General features: G+C 70.8%; 15 protein-coding genes. All 15 read left to right on the top strand.

Annotated elements, in window-relative coordinates:
• A partial coding sequence (locus ACTIGN_RS08120; protein WP_439622630.1) for a hypothetical protein occupies positions 1 to 204 on the top strand: 204 nt, incomplete at its 5' end.
• A 511-nt stretch (positions 205 to 715) separates the two neighbouring features.
• The gene (locus ACTIGN_RS08115) at positions 716 to 1,711 is read left to right on the top strand and encodes a lipoprotein N-acyltransferase Lnb domain-containing protein (protein WP_439622628.1); all 996 of its coding nucleotides are present in this window, start codon (positions 716 to 718) and stop codon (positions 1,709 to 1,711) included.
• Positions 1,701 to 3,551 (top strand): patatin-like phospholipase family protein, encoded by a 1,851-nt coding sequence (locus ACTIGN_RS08110; RefSeq protein ID WP_439622626.1) that lies wholly within the window; start codon positions 1,701 to 1,703, stop codon positions 3,549 to 3,551. The genes ACTIGN_RS08115 and ACTIGN_RS08110 overlap by 11 nt, the downstream gene beginning before the upstream one ends.
• Positions 3,552 to 3,622: 71 nt before the next feature.
• Positions 3,623 to 4,129, top strand: a complete 507-nt coding sequence (locus tag ACTIGN_RS08105; RefSeq protein WP_439622624.1) for a hypothetical protein — start codon at positions 3,623 to 3,625, stop codon at positions 4,127 to 4,129.
• 238 nt (positions 4,130 to 4,367) lie between these two features.
• The gene (locus tag ACTIGN_RS08100; protein ID WP_439622622.1) at positions 4,368 to 5,009 is read left to right on the top strand and encodes a hypothetical protein; all 642 of its coding nucleotides are present in this window, start codon (positions 4,368 to 4,370) and stop codon (positions 5,007 to 5,009) included.
• Positions 5,010 to 5,059: 50 nt separating this feature from the next.
• Positions 5,060 to 7,474 (top strand): phosphoketolase family protein, encoded by a 2,415-nt coding sequence (locus ACTIGN_RS08095; RefSeq protein WP_439622620.1) that lies wholly within the window; start codon positions 5,060 to 5,062, stop codon positions 7,472 to 7,474.
• Between the two features lie 42 nt (positions 7,475 to 7,516).
• Entirely contained in the window at positions 7,517 to 8,620 is a 1,104-nt protein-coding gene (locus tag ACTIGN_RS08090) for an acetate/propionate family kinase (protein WP_439622618.1), read from the top strand.
• Between the two features lie 262 nt (positions 8,621 to 8,882).
• On the top strand, positions 8,883 to 9,611 hold the full coding sequence (locus ACTIGN_RS08085; RefSeq protein ID WP_439622616.1) for an LOG family protein: 729 nt from the start codon (positions 8,883 to 8,885) through the stop codon (positions 9,609 to 9,611).
• 26 nt (positions 9,612 to 9,637) lie between these two features.
• Entirely contained in the window at positions 9,638 to 12,106 is a 2,469-nt protein-coding gene (locus tag ACTIGN_RS08080; protein WP_439622614.1) for a glycogen/starch/alpha-glucan phosphorylase, read from the top strand.
• Between the two features lie 30 nt (positions 12,107 to 12,136).
• The gene (locus ACTIGN_RS08075; RefSeq protein WP_439622612.1) at positions 12,137 to 13,408 is read left to right on the top strand and encodes a DUF2254 domain-containing protein; all 1,272 of its coding nucleotides are present in this window, start codon (positions 12,137 to 12,139) and stop codon (positions 13,406 to 13,408) included.
• Positions 13,409 to 13,419: 11 nt separating this feature from the next.
• Positions 13,420 to 14,298 (top strand): bile acid:sodium symporter, encoded by an 879-nt coding sequence (locus ACTIGN_RS08070; protein ID WP_439622610.1) that lies wholly within the window; start codon positions 13,420 to 13,422, stop codon positions 14,296 to 14,298.
• 2 nt (positions 14,299 to 14,300) lie between these two features.
• Positions 14,301 to 14,966: an HAD-IB family phosphatase gene (locus ACTIGN_RS08065; RefSeq protein ID WP_439622608.1), complete on the top strand. Its 666-nt coding sequence runs from the start codon at positions 14,301 to 14,303 to the stop codon at positions 14,964 to 14,966.
• Between the two features lies 1 nt (position 14,967).
• Entirely contained in the window at positions 14,968 to 16,020 is a 1,053-nt protein-coding gene (locus tag ACTIGN_RS08060; protein ID WP_439622606.1) for an iron-containing alcohol dehydrogenase family protein, read from the top strand.
• 20 nt (positions 16,021 to 16,040) lie between these two features.
• The gene (locus ACTIGN_RS08055) at positions 16,041 to 16,934 is read left to right on the top strand and encodes a polyphosphate kinase 2 family protein (protein ID WP_439622604.1); all 894 of its coding nucleotides are present in this window, start codon (positions 16,041 to 16,043) and stop codon (positions 16,932 to 16,934) included.
• Between the two features lie 54 nt (positions 16,935 to 16,988).
• Positions 16,989 to 17,334 (top strand): DUF4440 domain-containing protein (locus ACTIGN_RS08050; protein ID WP_439622602.1); only part of this gene is annotated, 346 nt, incomplete at its 3' end.

Genomic DNA, 17,334 nt, shown 5'->3' with positions numbered 1-17,334 from the left:
GGGGCCGCGGCGGCCGAGGTGGTCCGGGCCGCGGTGGTCGGGGCCGTGGCCGCGGCCGTGCGGGGCGGCCGGGTCCGGTTCCGGGTCGCCGGCAGAGGCGACCCGTGGGGCGACGGCGACACGGTGCTCGACGACGGGGACGACGGGACGGGTACGACGTGCCGACCAACCTGCGCAAGCTCCGGCTCGGCAACACCGGCTTGACGGACGCCGACGCGCTACTCGCCAGCCCCACGTTCGCTGGGCTCACCAACTTAATGATCTGGACCCACAGCCCGCTCCCGCGCGGGTTCGGGAGGAAACTCCGGGCCCGGTTCGGGAGCGACCTGTCGCTCCGTTCCGAGGTGTCGTAGACGCCAGACGCAAGCAGGCCCGCCGCGGGCGGATACCCGCGACGCCCGTTGAGGTCGGTGTGGATGGCTGTATGGCCGAGTGCGGACCGAGGTTATCTCTCTACCACTACTCCCTTTCGCAGGAGCTATTCAGCGGACATCCGATCGAGCGACGCCCCCGAGGCCCCCTGAAGTCCCCGGCGTTGCCTGCAACTACACTTTTGGGAAAGTCGAGGCGTTCCTCGCGCTCCGCATGGGGTGGGATTAAACAACTAATCGTAAAATCATCTGTATATTACATTCTTAGACATTTTTTTTATTACAACTATAAATCGATCGGTTCTTCGATTGACCCCGGTTCGAACTGGCGCTAGCATCGCGCCATGACCGACCTCTCCTCGTGGGTTGCCACCCTGCTGGTGTGGGTCGTCGCGGTGGGCACCGCCCTCTGGGTCGCCGGGGCGATCTACTTCGACGCGTGCGGCGGCTCGCGGCTCGGAAAGCTGCTCGGCCTGGCGTGGGTCGGAGGGGCGGTCACGCTGCTCGCGGCCTGGGAGCCACTTTGGCAACCGGCCGCGGCGCTGGCGGCCGCAACGGCGGTATTCGTCGCGTGGTGGCTCCGCCAGCAGCCGAGTCACAACCGCGACTGGGACCCGAGCGTGGCCGTCCTCCCGCGGGCCGAAGTGAGCGGCGACGCGGTTGCGATCCGCGGCCTCCGCAACTTCGACTACCCGGCGCCCGGCGCGTTCACGCCCCGGTACGAGACCCGCACCGTCCGCCTGTCCAACCTCGTCGCGGCCGACGTGATCTTCTTCACCTGGGGCTCCCGGTGGATGAGCCACCCGGTGCTGGTGTTCGACTTCGGCCCGGACGGCCGCGTGTGCGTCTCGGTCGAGGTGCGGTACAGGAAGGGCCAGGGGTTCTCCACGCTCCGCAGCCTGTACCGGCAGCAGGAACTCGCGATCGTGTTGGCCGACGAGCGGGACGCGATCCTGCGGCGCACGCGGTACGCGACCAACCAGGTCGGGCGGCTGTACCGGCTGGCCGCGCCGCCCGACGAACTGCGGGTGGTGTTCCTTGATTACGTTGCGGCGGTCAACGCGCTGTACGACCGGCCCCGGTGGTACCACGGGCTGTGCATGAACTGCACCACCACGTTCTACCGGCTCCCCGGCACCCGGCTGCGGCTCGACTGGCGCGTCATCGCCAACGGCCTGCTCGACCGGGCGCTCTACGACGGCGGGCGGCTCGACACCTCGCTTCCGTTCGACGAGCTCCGCCGCCGCGCCGTACTCAACGACATCGCGAACGCGGCCCCCGCGGCCGGGTTCGGGGACCACCTCCGCACGGAACTGGAGCGCCGCCGCCATGAGCGATGAGATCGTCGCGCTGCTGAAGGTCCACGCGTTCTTCCGCGGCCTGGGCGACGAGGCGGTGCGGGACGTGCTGGCCGTCGGCCGGGCGGCCGAGTACGCGACGGGCGGGTCCGTCCACGAGCCGGGCGAGCCGGTCGCGTCGGTGCGGTTCGTGCTCCGCGGCCGCCTCAAGGCGGTGAGGGTGGACGCACACGGCCGCGAGACTCTGTTCCGCACGTTCGACCGGGGCGAGCAACTCGGGCTGATGATCGGCGTGCTGAACGAGCAGGTGCCGCTCCGCGTGTACGCCCTGGAGCCCACGACGGTCCTGGAGGTCGCCCACGAGGACGCGATGGACCTGACGGCGCGGCACGCCGACCTCCGCCGCCTGTGGCTGCGGACCTACGCGGGGGCACTGCGGAAGCACTTCTTCGGGGTCGCCGGGGCCCGCGGGCCGACGATGCTCGCGCTCGTTCACGAGACCCCGGCCACGCGGCCCCTCGCCCGAAAACTGGTCGAGCGGCTGAGCGGCCTCGGGGAGGCCCTCGGCGTGTTCAGCGACGCCCCCGGGTGGCAGCCCGCGGCCGGGGTGGGGGTCTGCTCCCTTACTGCCGACGGCGGGGCCGCGGACGCCGACGCGGTCCGCCGGCAGGTGGCCGAGTGGCACGGCGCGACCCGCATCGTGTACGACGTCGGGGCCGACCTCGCACGCGAGCGGATGGACCAGTTACTCCGGCTCGCGGACCGGATCGTGTACCTCGTCCCGGCCGCCGCGGGGGCCGTCGCGGTGGACCGCCTGCGGGCGCTCGACGTCGCGGCCCGCGGCCTCCGGGAGAAGGTCTGCGTCGCGTGGCTCCTCGAGCCCGGCCGCACCGTCGCGCCGCCCGCGCCGGGGCTGTCCGAACTGGCCGGGTGGGACGTGAAGGTCGCCGAGGCGGCCCCGGCGTACCCGAGCGGCCGCGTGCTCGGGAGCGGCTTCGAGCGGCTCGTCCACGAACTCCGCGGGGTCCGCATCGGCGTGGCGCTCGGGGGCGGCGCGGCCCGCGGCATGTCGCACCTCGGCGTGCTGAAGGCGCTGGAGGACAGCGGGATCGTCGTGGACGCGATCGCGGGCACCAGCGCCGGCGCTCTGACCGGGGCCGTCTACGCCTCGGGGCTCGACAGCGCGTACAGCACCGACCGGTTCGCCGCCGACCTAAGCCCGTCGTGGGTGTTCCGCCGGTTCCCGAAGGGGAGCTACTGGCACCTGCTGTACCAGTACCGCCGCGGGCACTTCGACCCCATGCTGAGGAAGTACCTCCGCGACTGGACCCTGGAGCAACTCGCGGTCCCGTGCCTGCCCGTCACCGTGGACCTCGTGTCCGGCCGGTCCGTCGTGCGGGACCGCGGCGACGCGGTCCACGCGGTGCTGGAGAGCATTAACCTGCCGGTCCTGTCGGCCCCCATCGTCCGCAACGGCGAGGCGCTGATCGACGGCGGGCTGGTGAACAACGTCCCCGCCGACGTGCTCGTGGCCCGCGGGTGCAACTTCGTGATCGCCGTGAGCGTGACGGCGAAGATGGAGCGGCGGTTCTGCGACATCACCCCGGGCGGCCCGGTCCAGCGGCGGGGGCCCTCGACGCTCCAGACGATCCTCCGCAGCCTTCTCGTGCAGAACCACAGCCTCAACGGGATCGGCGTGCAGCCGGCCGACGTGGTGATCGAGCCCGACGTGACCGGGTTCGACCTGTCCGAGTTCATGCGGGCGAAGGAGCTCGCCGCGGTCGGGGAGCGGGCCGCACTGGAGCAGATCCCGCGGGTGAAGCAGCTCCTCGCCCGCCTCGACCCGCACCTGTTCCCGCTCGCGCCGCCGGGGGGTGTTTGACCCGGTCGCTTGCCTTACCCGGCGGTTACCGGATAATCCGTGGTGCCACCACTCACAACCGGAGCCCACCCATGAGAGCGATCGCGTTCGCCGCCGCGTCCCTGTTCGTCGCGACCCTTGCCGCGGGCACCAGCGCCCGCGAGGGCAAGGGCGAGCCCGCCTTCAAGACGAGCACCGAGCACCTCGACAAGTCGTGGAACCTGGCCGTGAAGTCGGTCCGCGTCGCGGAGGTGAAGAAGGAGAGCCTGGGCGACCAGAAGTTCACCCCGCCCAAGGCGTTCAGCGAGGTCCACGTCACACTGGAGTTCGCCGACGAGCCCGCGTCCGTGAAGGAGATCCGGCGGCGGTTCGTGACCGAGGCGAACATGCCCAAGGTCGGCGAGGCGGCACTCAAGGAGCCGCAGACGCAGCTCTGGCTCCTCGACGGCGAGGGCGTGGTCCTCAAGAAGTTCGAGCCGTGGAGCATCGAGGGCGAAATCACCGGCGTGGTCAAGGACGCCTTCCGGGTCGTGATCTTCGTCGAGCCCGAGTTGCTCAAGAAGGCGAAGCGGATCGACCTCCGCCCCGCCTCGAAGTGAGCCGCCCGCGGGGCCGGGCGCGCCCGGCCCCGCTCTCGGGACGCTCGCACAATCTCAGCACTCTCTTCATTACACATTTCCCAATTTCTTGGTGCCGCGTGTCAGGGAATCGGGTAGCTTGATCCCGCCGCCCCATGCCCAGCCCACGACCCGCGTTTCCCCGCACCCGTGCGGTGTGAAGCCAATTGCGCGTGCGCGCGGCCGCCCGCGAGAGCCCCACGCACCAGCGGAGCACCCCATGAGCGACGTCAACGACCTGCTGTCCCGCATCGACGGGGCGATCACGGCCGTCAAGGACAAGGCCCAGAAGATCGCGAAGCAGGAACTCCAGCACTTCGTCGAGCGCGAGAAGCTCGCCAAGGAGTACGAGGCGGCCCGCGACACGATCGTCGCCGCGGTCCGGCCCCGGCTCGAAGCGTTCGGCAAGCGGATGGGCGAGCGGGCCACCGCGGCGCTGTCCAAGACCGAGACCCGGCGGTCGGTCCGGTTCGAGTTCCGGTCCGACAAGGCGTACATCTCGCTCGGGTTCTCGCTCGCCCCGGACCGGGACCTCAGGAACGCCGTGCTGGAGTACGACCTGAAGGTCGTGCCGGTGCTCTGGAAGTTCGACTCGCACGCCGAGTTCGTCACCCCGATCGCGGCCCCGGACCTGCCCGGCGTGACGAAGTGGCTCGACGACCGGCTCGTCGGGTTCGTGGAGCTGTACATCAACATCCACGAGAGCGAACTGTACGACAAGGCCCAGTACGTCGAGGACCCGGTCGCGAAGGTGAAGTTCCCGAAGTTCGCCGCCGGCGCGACCCTCGACCACGGCGGCCAGACGCACTTCTTCATCGACGAGCACACCCGGGCCGAGTTCGCCAAGCAGAAGGGCGTCTGACGGCCACCCCGCCCCGTGCCCCCGAGACCGCCCCAACCCGAGGAACCGAGATGACGACCCCCGCCTCGATCAGCGCCTTCGGCCCGGCCCGCTCCACGGTCCCCGGCGCGCCCCTGGCGGCCGACGAGGTGCGGAAGCTCGACGCCTTCTGGCGGGCGAGCAACTACCTCGCGCTCGGGATGACGTACCTCAAGGCGAACCCGCTCCTGCGGGAGCCGCTCAAGCCCGAGCACGTCAAGGACCGGCTCCTGGGGCACTGGGGCACCAGCCCCGGCCTCGCGTTCGCGTACATCCACCTCAGCCGCCTCATCAAGAGGCTCGACCTCGACGTCGTGTTCATGGCCGGCCCCGGGCACGGCGCGCCCGGGGTCCTCGGCCCGTGCTACCTCGAGGGCGCGTACACCGAGGTGTACCCGGACTGCACCGAGGACGAGGAGGGGCTGCTCCGGTTCTTCCGGCAGTTCTCGTTCCCCGGCGGGATCGGGAGCCACTGCACCCCCGAGACCCCCGGCTCGATCCACGAGGGCGGCGAGCTCGGGTACGTCCTGTCGCACGCGTGCGGGGCCGCGTTCGACAACCCGGACCTGATCGTCGCGGCCGTGGTCGGCGACGGCGAGAGCGAGACCGGGCCGCTCGCGACCTCGTGGCACGTCAACAAGTTCCTCAACCCGGTCCGCGACGGGGCGGTGCTCCCGATCCTGCACCTCAACGGGTACAAGATCAACAACCCGACCATCTGGGCCCGGGTGCCGCACGAGGAGCTCGAGGCGTTCTTCCGCGGCACCGGGTGGACCCCGTACTTCGTCGAGGGGTCCGACCCCGAGACCATGCACCAGGCGATGGCCGCGACCCTCGACAAGTGCGTCGCCGACATCCGCGCCGCGCAGAAGGAGGCCCGGTCCAGCGGCACCCCGTTCCGCCCGCGGTGGCCGATGATCGTGCTCCGCACGCCGAAGGGCTGGACCAGTCCGGGCGAGGCCGGCGGCCACAAGCTCGAGGGGTCGTGGCGCGCGCACCAGGTGCCGATGGGCGACGTGAAGAAGGACAAGGCCCGGCTCAAGCTCCTCGAGGACTGGATGCGGGCCTACAAGCCCGAGGAGCTGTTCGACGCGGCCGGCACGTTCAAGGCCGAACTGAAGGCGATCGCCCCCACCGGCCCACGCCGCATCGGCGCGAACCCGCACGCCAACGGCGGGCGCCTGAAGAAGGCGCTGCGGATGCCGGACTTCCGCACGTACGGCATCGAGGTGAAGACGCCGGGCACCGCCGAGGCCGAGAACTGCAAACCGCTCGGCGTGTTCCTCCGCGACGTGATGAAGGCGAACATGCAGAACTTCCGGGTGTTCGGCCCGGACGAGAACACCTCGAACAAGTTGCAAGCGGTGTACGAGGTGTCGAAGAAGCTGTGGCTCGAGGAGTACTTCCCCGAGGACGCCGACGGGGGCGAACTGGCGCCCGACGGCCGCGTGGTCGAGATGCTCAGCGAGCACACCCTGGAGGGGATGCTCGAGGGGTACGTGCTCACCGGCCGGCACGGGTTCTTCAGCACCTACGAGGCGTTCGCGCACGTCATCGACTCGATGTTCAACCAGCACGCCAAGTGGCTGACGATCTGCAACCACCTGTCGTGGCGGGCCAAGGTCGCGTCGGTGAACCTGCTCATCACCAGCACCGTGTGGCGGCAGGACCACAACGGGTTCACGCACCAGGACCCCGGGTTCCTCGACGTGGTGGTGAACAAGAGCGCCGCGGTCACCCGGATCTACCTGCCGCCGGACGTGAACTGCCTACTGTCCGTCGCCGACCACTGCCTGCGGAGCGAGGGGTACATCAACGTCATCGTGTCGGACAAGCAGAACCACCTCCAGTACCTGGACATGGAGACGGCGATCGTCCACTGCACCAAGGGCATCAGCATCTGGCCCAGGGCGAGCACCGACGCGGGGCACGAGCCGGACGTGGTGGTGGCCTCGGCCGGCGACATCCCGACCAAGGAGGCGCTCGCGGCCGTGGACCTGCTCCGCCAGGAGTTCCCGGACCTCCGGATCCGGTTCATCAACGTGGTGGACCTGTTCCGGCTCCAGCCCGACACCGAGCACCCGCACGGCCTCTCCGACCGGGACTTCGACTCGCTGTTCACCGTGGACAAGCCGGTGATCTTCGCGTTCCACGGGTACCCGTGGCTCATCCACCGGCTCGCGTACCGGCGGACCAACCACAAGAACCTGCACGTCCGCGGGTACAAGGAGAAGGGGAACATCAACACCCCGCTCGAGCTGGCGATCCAGAACGAGATCGACCGGTTCACGCTGGCGATCGACGTGATCGACCGCGTACCGACGCTCCAGGTGGCCGGGGCGCACGCCAAGGAGAAGTTCCGCAACATGCAGATCGAGTGCCGGGACTACTCGCACGAGCACGGGGTCGACAAGCCCGACGCGGCCAACTGGAAGTGGCCGTACTGACCGTGTCACGAAGTCGCTCGCGGCTTCGCGGAGGGGCACACCGTGACCGACGCCGTCCTCGTCCTGAACGCCGGGTCGTCGAGCCTCAAGTTCTCCGCCTTCGCGGCGGGGGGCGGGGGCGCCGCGCTCGCGCACGGGCAGGTCGCCGGCCTCGGCACCGGCACCGCGCCGCGGTTCACGATGGACGGCGGGGGCGAGCAGTCGTTGCCCGCGGGCGCGACCCACGACGACGCGCTCGGGGTCGTGCTGGAACAGTGCCGGACCACGCTGGGCGACGCGCGCATCGTCGCGGCCGGGCACCGGGTCGTCCACGGCGGCCTCGCGTTCACCGCCCCGGTGCGCATCGACGCCGGCGTGCTGGCGAAGCTCGACGAACTCGTGCCGCTCGCCCCGCTGCACCAGCCGCACAACCTCGCCGCCATCCGGGCCGTCGCGACGCGCGCCCCGGGGGTGCCGCAGGTCGCGTGCTTCGACACCGCGTTCCACCGCACCCAGCCGCCGCTCGCCCAGCACTTCGGGCTCCCGCGGGCCCTCACCGACGCGGGCGTGATCCGGTACGGGTTCCACGGGCTGTCCTACGAGTACATCGCCTCGGTGCTCCCGGGCGTCGACCCGCACGCGGCGGGCGGCCGCACGGTGGTCGCGCACCTGGGCAACGGCGCGAGCCTGTGCGCGATGCGGGCGTGCCAGAGCGTCGCGACCACGATGGGGTTCACCCCGGCCGACGGGCTGGTGATGGGGACGCGGTGCGGCTCACTCGACCCGGGGGTCGTGCTGTACCTGATGAACCACCTTGGCATGACCGCGTCGCAGGTGGAGCACCTGATCGACCACGAGTCGGGGCTGCTCGGCGTGTCGGGCGTGTCGAGCGACATGCGCGAACTGCTCGCGAGCAGCGACCCGCGGGCCGCGGAGGCGGTCGACCTGTTCGTGTACCGGATCGGCCGCGAGCTCGGGTCGCTCGCGGCGGCGCTGGGCGGGCTCGACGCGCTGGTGTTCACCGGCGGCATCGGCGAGCACGCGGCCCCGGTGCGGGACCGGGTGGTGCGCGCCGCGGCGTGGCTCGGCGCGTTCGCCGTCCACGTGATCCCGACCAACGAAGAACTGATGATCGCCAACCACACCCGCCGGGTCCTGGGGTTGTGACCGGGATGGCCCGGATGGTTCCGGAGAGCTTCGGCCGGAGGCACGCGGGCCGCTGCGCAACGTGGATTCCGCAACCTGTTGCGGATGGATCACTTGAGATTCGTGAAGTTGATCTGATGGACTTTCTTCCGGACTTGTGTGGTGGTTCCGGACTTTGTGAATGGTTCCGGAGGTGGGGTGTGCCTCTCGCCCGGAACCATTTTCACTGTTCGGCCGAGCCGGCCGCCTTCCGGGCCCGAACGGGTCACGAACGGAGCAGGTCATGAGTGGGAGCGGTGCAACCGCCGGCGAGTCCGTCGTGCCGCTGTCGGACGAGCGGGCCGTCCTCGACGTGATCGCGAAGTCGGTCCTGAACCTGTGGGACACGGTCAACACGCTGACCCGCCTGCGGCCCACCAAGCGGGAGCGGTACCGGGTCACCATCTTCGGCTCGGCCCGGGTAAAGCCGGACCACTGGGTGTACGGGGCGGTCCGCGACGTGTCGGCCGAACTCTCCCGGCTCGGGTGCGACATCGTGACCGGCGGCGGTCCGGGCCTGATGCAGGCCGCCAACGAGGGCGTGAAGCTCGCCGACCCGGACGGCGCGCACCAGCAGTCGGTCGGCATCCGCGTCGAGTTGCCGTTCGAGCAGGACGTGAACGCCTTCGTGACCCAGGCGTTCGAGCACAAGACGTTCTTCACCCGGCTGCACCACTTCGTGCTGGTGTCCGACGCGTTCATCGTGACCCCGGGCGGCATCGGCACGGTGCTCGAGACGCTGATGGTGTGGCAGCTCCTCCAGGTCCGCCACCTGCGGGACACGCCGCTGATCCTGGCGGGCGCGCACTTTTGGGACGGCCTGCTCGACTGGACCCGGGCCGCGATGCTGCACCCGGACATGCCGCTCGCCGGCCCGGACGACCTGACCATCCCGCAGGTGCTGCCCGACGCCCCGGCGATCGTCGCCGCGGTCCGCGAGCACCACGCGAAGTGGGTCGCCCGCCAGAGCTGACCACCTCCCCTCTCCCGGAGACGCCGATGGCCGCCCCGAGTTCCGACTCGCTAAGCAGGTACGAGTGCGCCGGGTTCCGCTTCCCGGACCGCGACTACTACGACCGGCACCTCGTGTTCGGCCACGTCGCGGCGCGGGACGCGGCCACGCAGCGGGAGCGGTTCGAGGCCGTGGCCCGCACGCTCCGCGACGTCCTCGCCCAGCGGTGGATCAAGACCAACGACACCTACGACCGCAAGAACCCGAAGCAGGTGTACTACCTGTCGATGGAGTTCCTCATCGGCCGGTCGCTGGTGAACAACATCGTCAACCTCGGGGTCGAGCAGTTCGTCCGCGAGGAGCTCCGGTCGGACCCGCGGCAGGACTGGAAAGAGGTGCTGGAGACCGAGCCGGACGCGGGCCTGGGCAACGGCGGTCTGGGGCGACTGGCGGCGTGCTTCATCGACTCCCTCGCGACCCTCGAGGTGCCCGCCATCGGGTACGGGCTCCGGTACGACTACGGCATCTTCCGCCAGGAGCTGAAGGACGGCCGCCAGGTCGAGCAGCCGGACCCGTGGCTGTCGCGCCCCGACCCGTGGGAAGTCGTGCGGCCGGGGGAGACGGTGACCGTTCCGTTCGCGTGCCGGTTCGAGGTCCACGGCGGGCAGGTCGCCCCCCGCCGCGGGTCCGGGTCGACCATGCTCGGCGTCCCCTACGATCGCCCGGTCGTGGGGTACGGGGGGAGGACCATCAACACGCTTCGGCTGTGGAAAGCCGGGGCCGCGAGCGAGTTCAACTTCGGCGAGTTCAGTAGCGGCGACTTCTTCGGCGCGGTGTCCGACCGGGTGCTGGCCGAGTCGGTCACCCGCGTGCTGTACCCGGACGATTCGACGCCCCGGGGCCGGTCCCTGCGTTTCGTCCAGGAGTACTTCCTGGTCCGGTGCTCACTGGCCGACATTGTGGCCCGGTTCCGCCGCCGCGGGAACGACTGGGCCGCGCTGCCCGACAAGGTCGCGGTCCAACTCAACGACACGCACCCGGCGATGGCCGTGCCGGAGTTGATGCGGATCCTGCTCGACGAGGCCGGACTCGGGTGGGACGAGGCCTGGGACCTGACCGTCCGCACGCTGGCGTACACGAACCACACGCTCCTCCCCGAGGCCCTTGAGAAGTGGGGGGCGGACCTGTTCGAGGCGCTGCTGCCGCGGCACCTGGAGATCGTGTACGAGATCAACCGCCGGTTCCTCGACGTCGTGCGGGCGAAGCACCCCGGGGACGACGCGAAGCTCGCCCGGGTCAGCCTCGTCGAGGAGGGGGCGGAGCGGAAGGTGCGGATGGCGCACCTCGCCATCGTCGGCACCCATAGCACCAACGGGGTGGCGGCCATTCATTCGGAGTTGCTCCGCACCAAGACCGTGCCGGACTTTGCCGAGCTGTTCCCGGACCGGTTCAACAACAAGACCAACGGCGTCACCCCCCGGCGGTGGCTCCTGACCGCCAACCCGGACCTGGCCCGCCTGCTCACCGAGGCGGTCGGCGACGGGTGGGTGACCGACCTGTCGCGGCTGCGCAAGGCCGACCCGCTCGCGAACGACGCCGGGTTCCGCGACCGGTTCCTCGCCGCGAAGCGGGGCGCGAAGGCGCGGTTCGTGGACTGGATCGGGGCCACCGCCGGGATCGCCCTTGACCCCGACACGCTGTTCGACGTGCAGATCAAGCGGATCCACGAGTACAAGCGGCAACTGCTGAACGCGGTGCAGTGCGTCGTCTGGTACAACCGCCTGCGCCAGAACCCGGGCCTCGACGTGCCCCCGCGGACCGTGCTGTTCGCCGGCAAGGCGGCCCCGGCGTACCACCTCGCCAAGGTCATCATCATGTTGATCACGAGCATCGGCCGCGTGGTGGGCGCCGATCCCGCGGTCCGGGGCAAGCTCCGGGTCGAGTTCCTGCCGAACTACTCGTGCACACTGGCCGAGCACCTGATCCCGGCCGCCGACGTGTCCGAGCAGATCTCGACCGCCGGGTACGAGGCCAGCGGCACCAGCAACATGAAGCTCATGATGAACGGGGCGCTGACGGTGGGCACCCGCGACGGCGCGAACATCGAGATCGCCGAGGAGGCCGGCGAGGGGAACGTGTTCCTGTTCGGGCTCACCGCGGAGCAGGTGCTCGGCGGCCGGGGGTGGTACGACCCGCGGTGGCACTACGAGAACGAACCCGAAACGAGGGCGGCGCTCGATCTGATCTTCAACAACCACTTCAGCCCGGACGAGCCGGGCATCTTCGAGCCGCTCCGCGAGACGCTGCTCACCAGGGGCGACTACTACATGCACCTCGCCGACCTGACGGCGTACGTGCAAACGCAACAGATGGTCGCGGCGGTCTATCGCGACCCGCAGGCGTGGGCGGCCAAGGCGATCCACAACGTCGCGCGGTCCGGGAAGTTCTCGAGCGACCGCACGGTCTTCGAGTACCTCCGGGACGTCTGGACGGCCGGCCCCTGTCCGATCGGGTGACTGTCGAACGGGTTTACACTGGAACGCGCGATGACGTGGGAGCAACGGTACCGACTGCGCCAACTGGCCCGCACCTCGCTGGTGCTGTGGGCCGCCGTCGCGCTCGTGGCGGCCCTGTTCACCGCCCGCGGGGTGCTGTGGCTGGACGGCGAGACCGGGTGGCACCTGTACCGCTTCAGCCCGGACGGCGCGCGGGCGGTCCTCGGGACGCTCGTGAGCTCGATGCTCACGTTCATCGTGTTCGTCCTCTCGACGACGCTGATCGTCGTGCAACTCGCGAGCGGGCAACTCACCCCGCGGGTGATCGCGCTCGTGCTCGCCGCCCCGGGCGTGAAGGTCGCGCTCGCGGCGCTGACGTTCACCTACGCCTACACGCTCGCGGCCCTCGGGCGCGTCGAGGACCGGGTTCCGGACCTGCACGTCGGCATCGCGGTGGGGCTCAACCTGCTGTGCATCGTCGTCTTCTTCGAGTTCGTGCAGCGGTTGTCGGTCGGCCTCCGCCCGGGGTCACTCCTGCTGTCCATCGCCGACCGGACCCGGGCGGTGATCAACGACGTGTACCCGACCGCGTTCGACCCGTCCCGGCCCGAGGAGCAACCCCGTGCGGTGCTGCCGGCGGCCGCCCCGCGGGCGGTCGAGTTCGAGGGGCGGTCCGGGGTGGTGATGGCGGTCGGCCTCGCGGATCTGGTGCGGATCGCGCGGGAGGCCGACGCGGTCGTCGAACTGGTGCCCCAGGTCGGCGACTCGATCACCGGCGGCGACCCCCTGTTCCGCGTGTTCGGCGGCCGCGGCGGTGTCGCGACCCGCCGGCTCCGCGGGTGCGTCGCGGTCGGGTCCGAGCGGACCCTCGATCAGGACCCGCGGTTCGCGTTCCGAATGCTCGTGGACATCGCGAACAAGGCGCTGTCCCCGGCCATCAACGACCCGACGACCGCCGTGCTCGTGCTCGACCAGATCGACAACCTGCTCCGGTGGCTCGGCGCGCGGCGGCTCGACGAGGGGTTCACCCGCGACGCCAGCGGGGCGGTCCGCGTGGTGTACGGCACCCCGGACTGGCCCGACTACGTGACCCTCGCGGTCAGCGAGATCCGCCAGTACGGCGAGGGGAGCTTGCAGGTGAGCCGCCGCCTCCGGGCGCTGCTGGAGCACCTGATCGCGGTCCTGCCCCCGGCCCGGCACGCCGCGCTCCGGCAGGAACTGGAGATGCTCGACAGTGCGGTCGCCCGGAAGTTCCCGGACGAAGAGGACCGCAGGCGGGCCAACGTGAGCGACTACCAGGGCGTCGGCGGCTCGGACGCCTGAGGGGGACCGCCGTGTGGGAGTTCCTGGAGGCCGCCACGGCGGTCGCCGTTCCGGTGTTCGTCGTGACCTGCATGGCCGCCGCCGGGCTGGGCCTGCGCGTCCGGGACATTGCCGCCCCGCTCGGGCGCGGCCGACTCGTCGCGCTGGCCCTGGTCGCGAACTTCGGCGCCGCGCCCGCGGCCGCGTGGCTGCTCGTTGCGTGCCTCCCGCTGGACCGGGCGCACGCGACCGGGTTGCTGCTCCTGGGCGGCGCGGCCGGCGCGCCGTTCCTGCCGAAGCTCGCCGCGGCCGCGAGGGGCGACGCCGCGTTTTCGGTCGGCCTCATGCTCCTGCTCATGGTCGCGAGCGTCGCGTTCCTACCGGTCGCGCTGCCGGCGATGGTCCCGGGACTCGCGGCCGAACCGTGGCCGCTGCTCCGGCCGCTGCTGGTGTCCATGCTGCTCCCGCTCGCCGCCGGAGTGGCCGTGCGCGAGTGGTCCGAGCGGTGGGCCGCACGGGTGCGGCCGGCGGTCGCGACGCTGTCGAGCGTCAGCATGGTTGCGGCGGTGGTGCTACTCGTGGGCCTGAACTTCTCGGCCCTGCTCGCTACGATCGGGACGGGCGCGGTCGGTGCCGGCGTCGTTTTCGTGGCGGTCTCCACTGCGGCAGGGTACGCTCTGGGCACGCCATCTCCGGACACGCGGTCGGTCCTCGCCCTGGGAACGGGCCAGCGGAACATCGCCGCGGCGCTCCTGATCGCCACGCAGAACTACCCGAACGAACCCGGGGTGGTGGTCATGCTGCTGGTCACGACGCTCGCCGGACTGGCCGTGCTGCTCGCCGCCGCACGGTGGTTCGCGGGGCACCGGGCGCCCCGGACCCCGGCCGCGGCCGGAACGGAGGAGGGGTAGCGATGCGACCGCAGACACCCGGCAAGGTGCTCGTCACCGACTTCGACGGGACCATGACCCGCGAGGACTTCTACCGCCTCGTCGTCGGGTCGCTGCTCCCGCGGGGCACGCCCGACCACTGGAGCGAGTACCGCCGCGGGGAGGTCACGCACTTCGAGTGCCTCCGCCGGTACTTCGCGAGCATCCGCGCGAGCGAGGCCGAGGTGCTCGCGGCGGTCGCCACGATGGGGCTCGACCCGGACCTGCCGGCGTCCGTCGCGGCGCTCGAAGCGGCCGGGTGGGGCGTGGTGGTCGCGTCGGCCGGGAGCGAGTGGTACATCCGCAAGCTGCTCGGTGCGGCCGGGGTCGAGATCGAAGTCCACTCGAACCCGGGCCGGTTCGTGGAGGGGCAGGGGCTGCTGCTGGAGATGCCGACCGGTTCGCCGTTCTTGTCGCCGACACTCGGGGTGGACAAGGCCAAGGTGGTGCGGGCGCACCTCGACGCGGGCCGCACGGTAGCGTTCGCCGGGGACGGGTTCCCGGACGCCGACGCGGCCCGGCTTGTGCCCGCCGAGTTGCGGTTCGCCCGCGCCGACCTCGCCTCGGTTCTGCAGACCGAAGGGCTGGCGTTCCGGGCGTTCGATGCGTGGTCCGAGGTCGCCCGCGACCTCATCGCGAAGGGTACGTGACGTGATCCGACCAACGCTGATCTCGATCCCTACACTCGTGCGCGTCAAGCCCGGCGCGCTCGACCGGCTGGGAGCGTACCTCTCGCGGGGCGGGCACCGACGGGTCGGGGTGCTGGTGAGCACGGGGCTGGCCCCGCCGCTCCCGGGTCGCGCCGCGGAGGGCCTTACGCGGGCGGGCGTCGAGGCGGCCGCGTGGGTCGAGGTGGCCGACAACGACCTGGAGTCCGCGGCCCGGCTGTTCGCCGACCTGCCGAAGGGCGTGACGGCGGTCGTCGGAGTCGGCGGGGGCAAGGCGCTGGACGTCGCGAAGTACGTCGGGTTCCTCGGCCGCCTGCCCTACTACGCGGTCCCGACGTCGCTGTCGAACGACGGGTTCTGCAGCCCGCAGTCGAGCCTGACCGTCCGCGGGAAGCGGCGGTCGCTCCCGGCGGCGCTGCCGTACGGCGTCGTCGTGGACACGGGCGTGTGCCGCGACGCCCCGCGGGTGCTCACGGTGTCCGGGGTGGGCGACCTGGTCGCCAAGTTCACCGCGGTGCGGGACTGGAAGCTGGCGTTCCACGCGGTCGGTGAGCCGGTCAACGACTTCTCGGCGCTGATGTCGGACGGCACCATCTACTCGTTCATGAGCCACGCGGCGTTCGACCTCGAAGGGGTCCGCCTGCTGGCGACGGCGCTGCTACTCAACGGGATCGCGATGGAGGTGTGCGGGTCGTCGCGGCCGGCCAGCGGGAGCGAGCACCTGATCTCGCACGCGCTCGACGCGACCTCGGCCCGGCCCCGGCTGCACGGGCTCCAGGTCGGCGTCGCGACGTACCTGATGAGCATCCTGCAGGGCGAGAACACCGAGCGGATCGTCGCCCTGTTCGACGCGACCCGGTTCTGGGACGAGGTCGCCGCCGACCCGTTCTCCCGGGCCGAGTGGCGGGCCGCGGTGCGGCTCGCGCCGTCCGTCAAGGACGGGTACTACACCGTGCTCTCGGCCCGCGACGCGGCCCCCGAGGTGGACCGACTGCTGGCGACCGACCCGCGGCTGGCCCGGTGCTTCGTGGACTGAGCACTCCCTGAGGACGCCCCATGATTCGCAAGGACATCATCGACCTGTTCCGCGTAACCCCCGGCAAGAAGTTCCGGCTGAAGGACCACAACCCGGGCTGGAAGCAGGACGGGTTCGAGGACCTCGGCAAGGACGCGGTGAAGGAGCGCGCGCAGGAGGTGCTGACCAAGAACCTCGCGGACCTCGCCGAGGCCCAGGAACTCCTGTACGCCGACGGCCGCCACTCGCTCCTCCTCGTGTTCCAGGCGATGGACGCGGCCGGGAAGGACGGCACCATCAAGCACGTCATGAGCGGCGTGAACCCGCAGGGGTGCCAGGTGTTCAGCTTCAAGAAGCCGTCGGCCGAGGACCTCGCGCACGACTTCCTCTGGCGGTACACCAAGAGCCTCCCGGAGCGCGGCCGGATCGGCATCTTCAACCGCTCGTACTACGAGGACGTGCTGGTGGTGAAGGTCCACCCCGAGTTGCTCGGGCGGAACGTGACGCAGGACAAGGTCGGCAAGAAGTTCTGGGAGGCGCGGTACGAGGACATCACCGCGTTCGAGCGGCACCTCGCCCGAAACGGCACCGTCGTACTCAAGTTCTTCCTGAACGTGTCTAAGGACGAGCAGAAGCGGCGGTTCCTGGAGCGGCTCGACCGGCCCGAGAAGAACTGGAAGTTCTCGCCCTCGGACCTCGCCGAGCGGGGCTACTGGGACGACTACATGGGGGTGTACGAGGACGCGATCGCCGCCACGAGCACCGACGCGGCCCCGTGGTTCGTGGTCCCGGCCGATTACAAGTGGGTCACCCGGGCGGTGGTCGCGGACGTGGTGACCGCGACCGTCCGCGGGCTCGACCTGGCGTACCCCGAGGTCACGCCCGAGCAGAAGAAGCGGCTCGCCGAGGCCCGCAAGAAGCTCGACGCCGAGTGAGCGGCGGCCGGCACGGGTGCCGGCCGCCCAGGGTTCCCTCTCAGGAGTGCAGCAATGAGTACGCACCGTCTCCCCCGCCCCGTCCTGCTCGGCGCGCTCGCCGCGGCCGCCGGGTGGCTCGCGCTCGGCGCCGGCCGCCCCGAAGCGGCCGGCCAGCTCCCCGCGACCGGGGTGGCGGCCCCGGTGGCCGCCGACGCCAAGGGCAAGGACGATCGGGCCGCCGACCGGGCCGCCGTCCAGAAGGCGATCGACGCATTTGAGGACGCCTTCAAGAAGGGCGACGCGAAGGCCGTCGCCGCATTGTGGGCCGCCGAGGGCGAGTACGTCAGCGACGACGGGACGACCCTGACCGGCCGGGCGGCGCTGGAGAAGGCGTACACCGAGTTCTTCGCCAAGAACC

Origin of the sequence: Gemmata sp. (genome assembly GCF_051859125.1) — a bacterium.
GTDB lineage: Bacteria > Planctomycetota > Planctomycetia > Gemmatales > Gemmataceae > Gemmata.
This window is presented reverse-complemented; position numbering and strand designations above follow the sequence as displayed.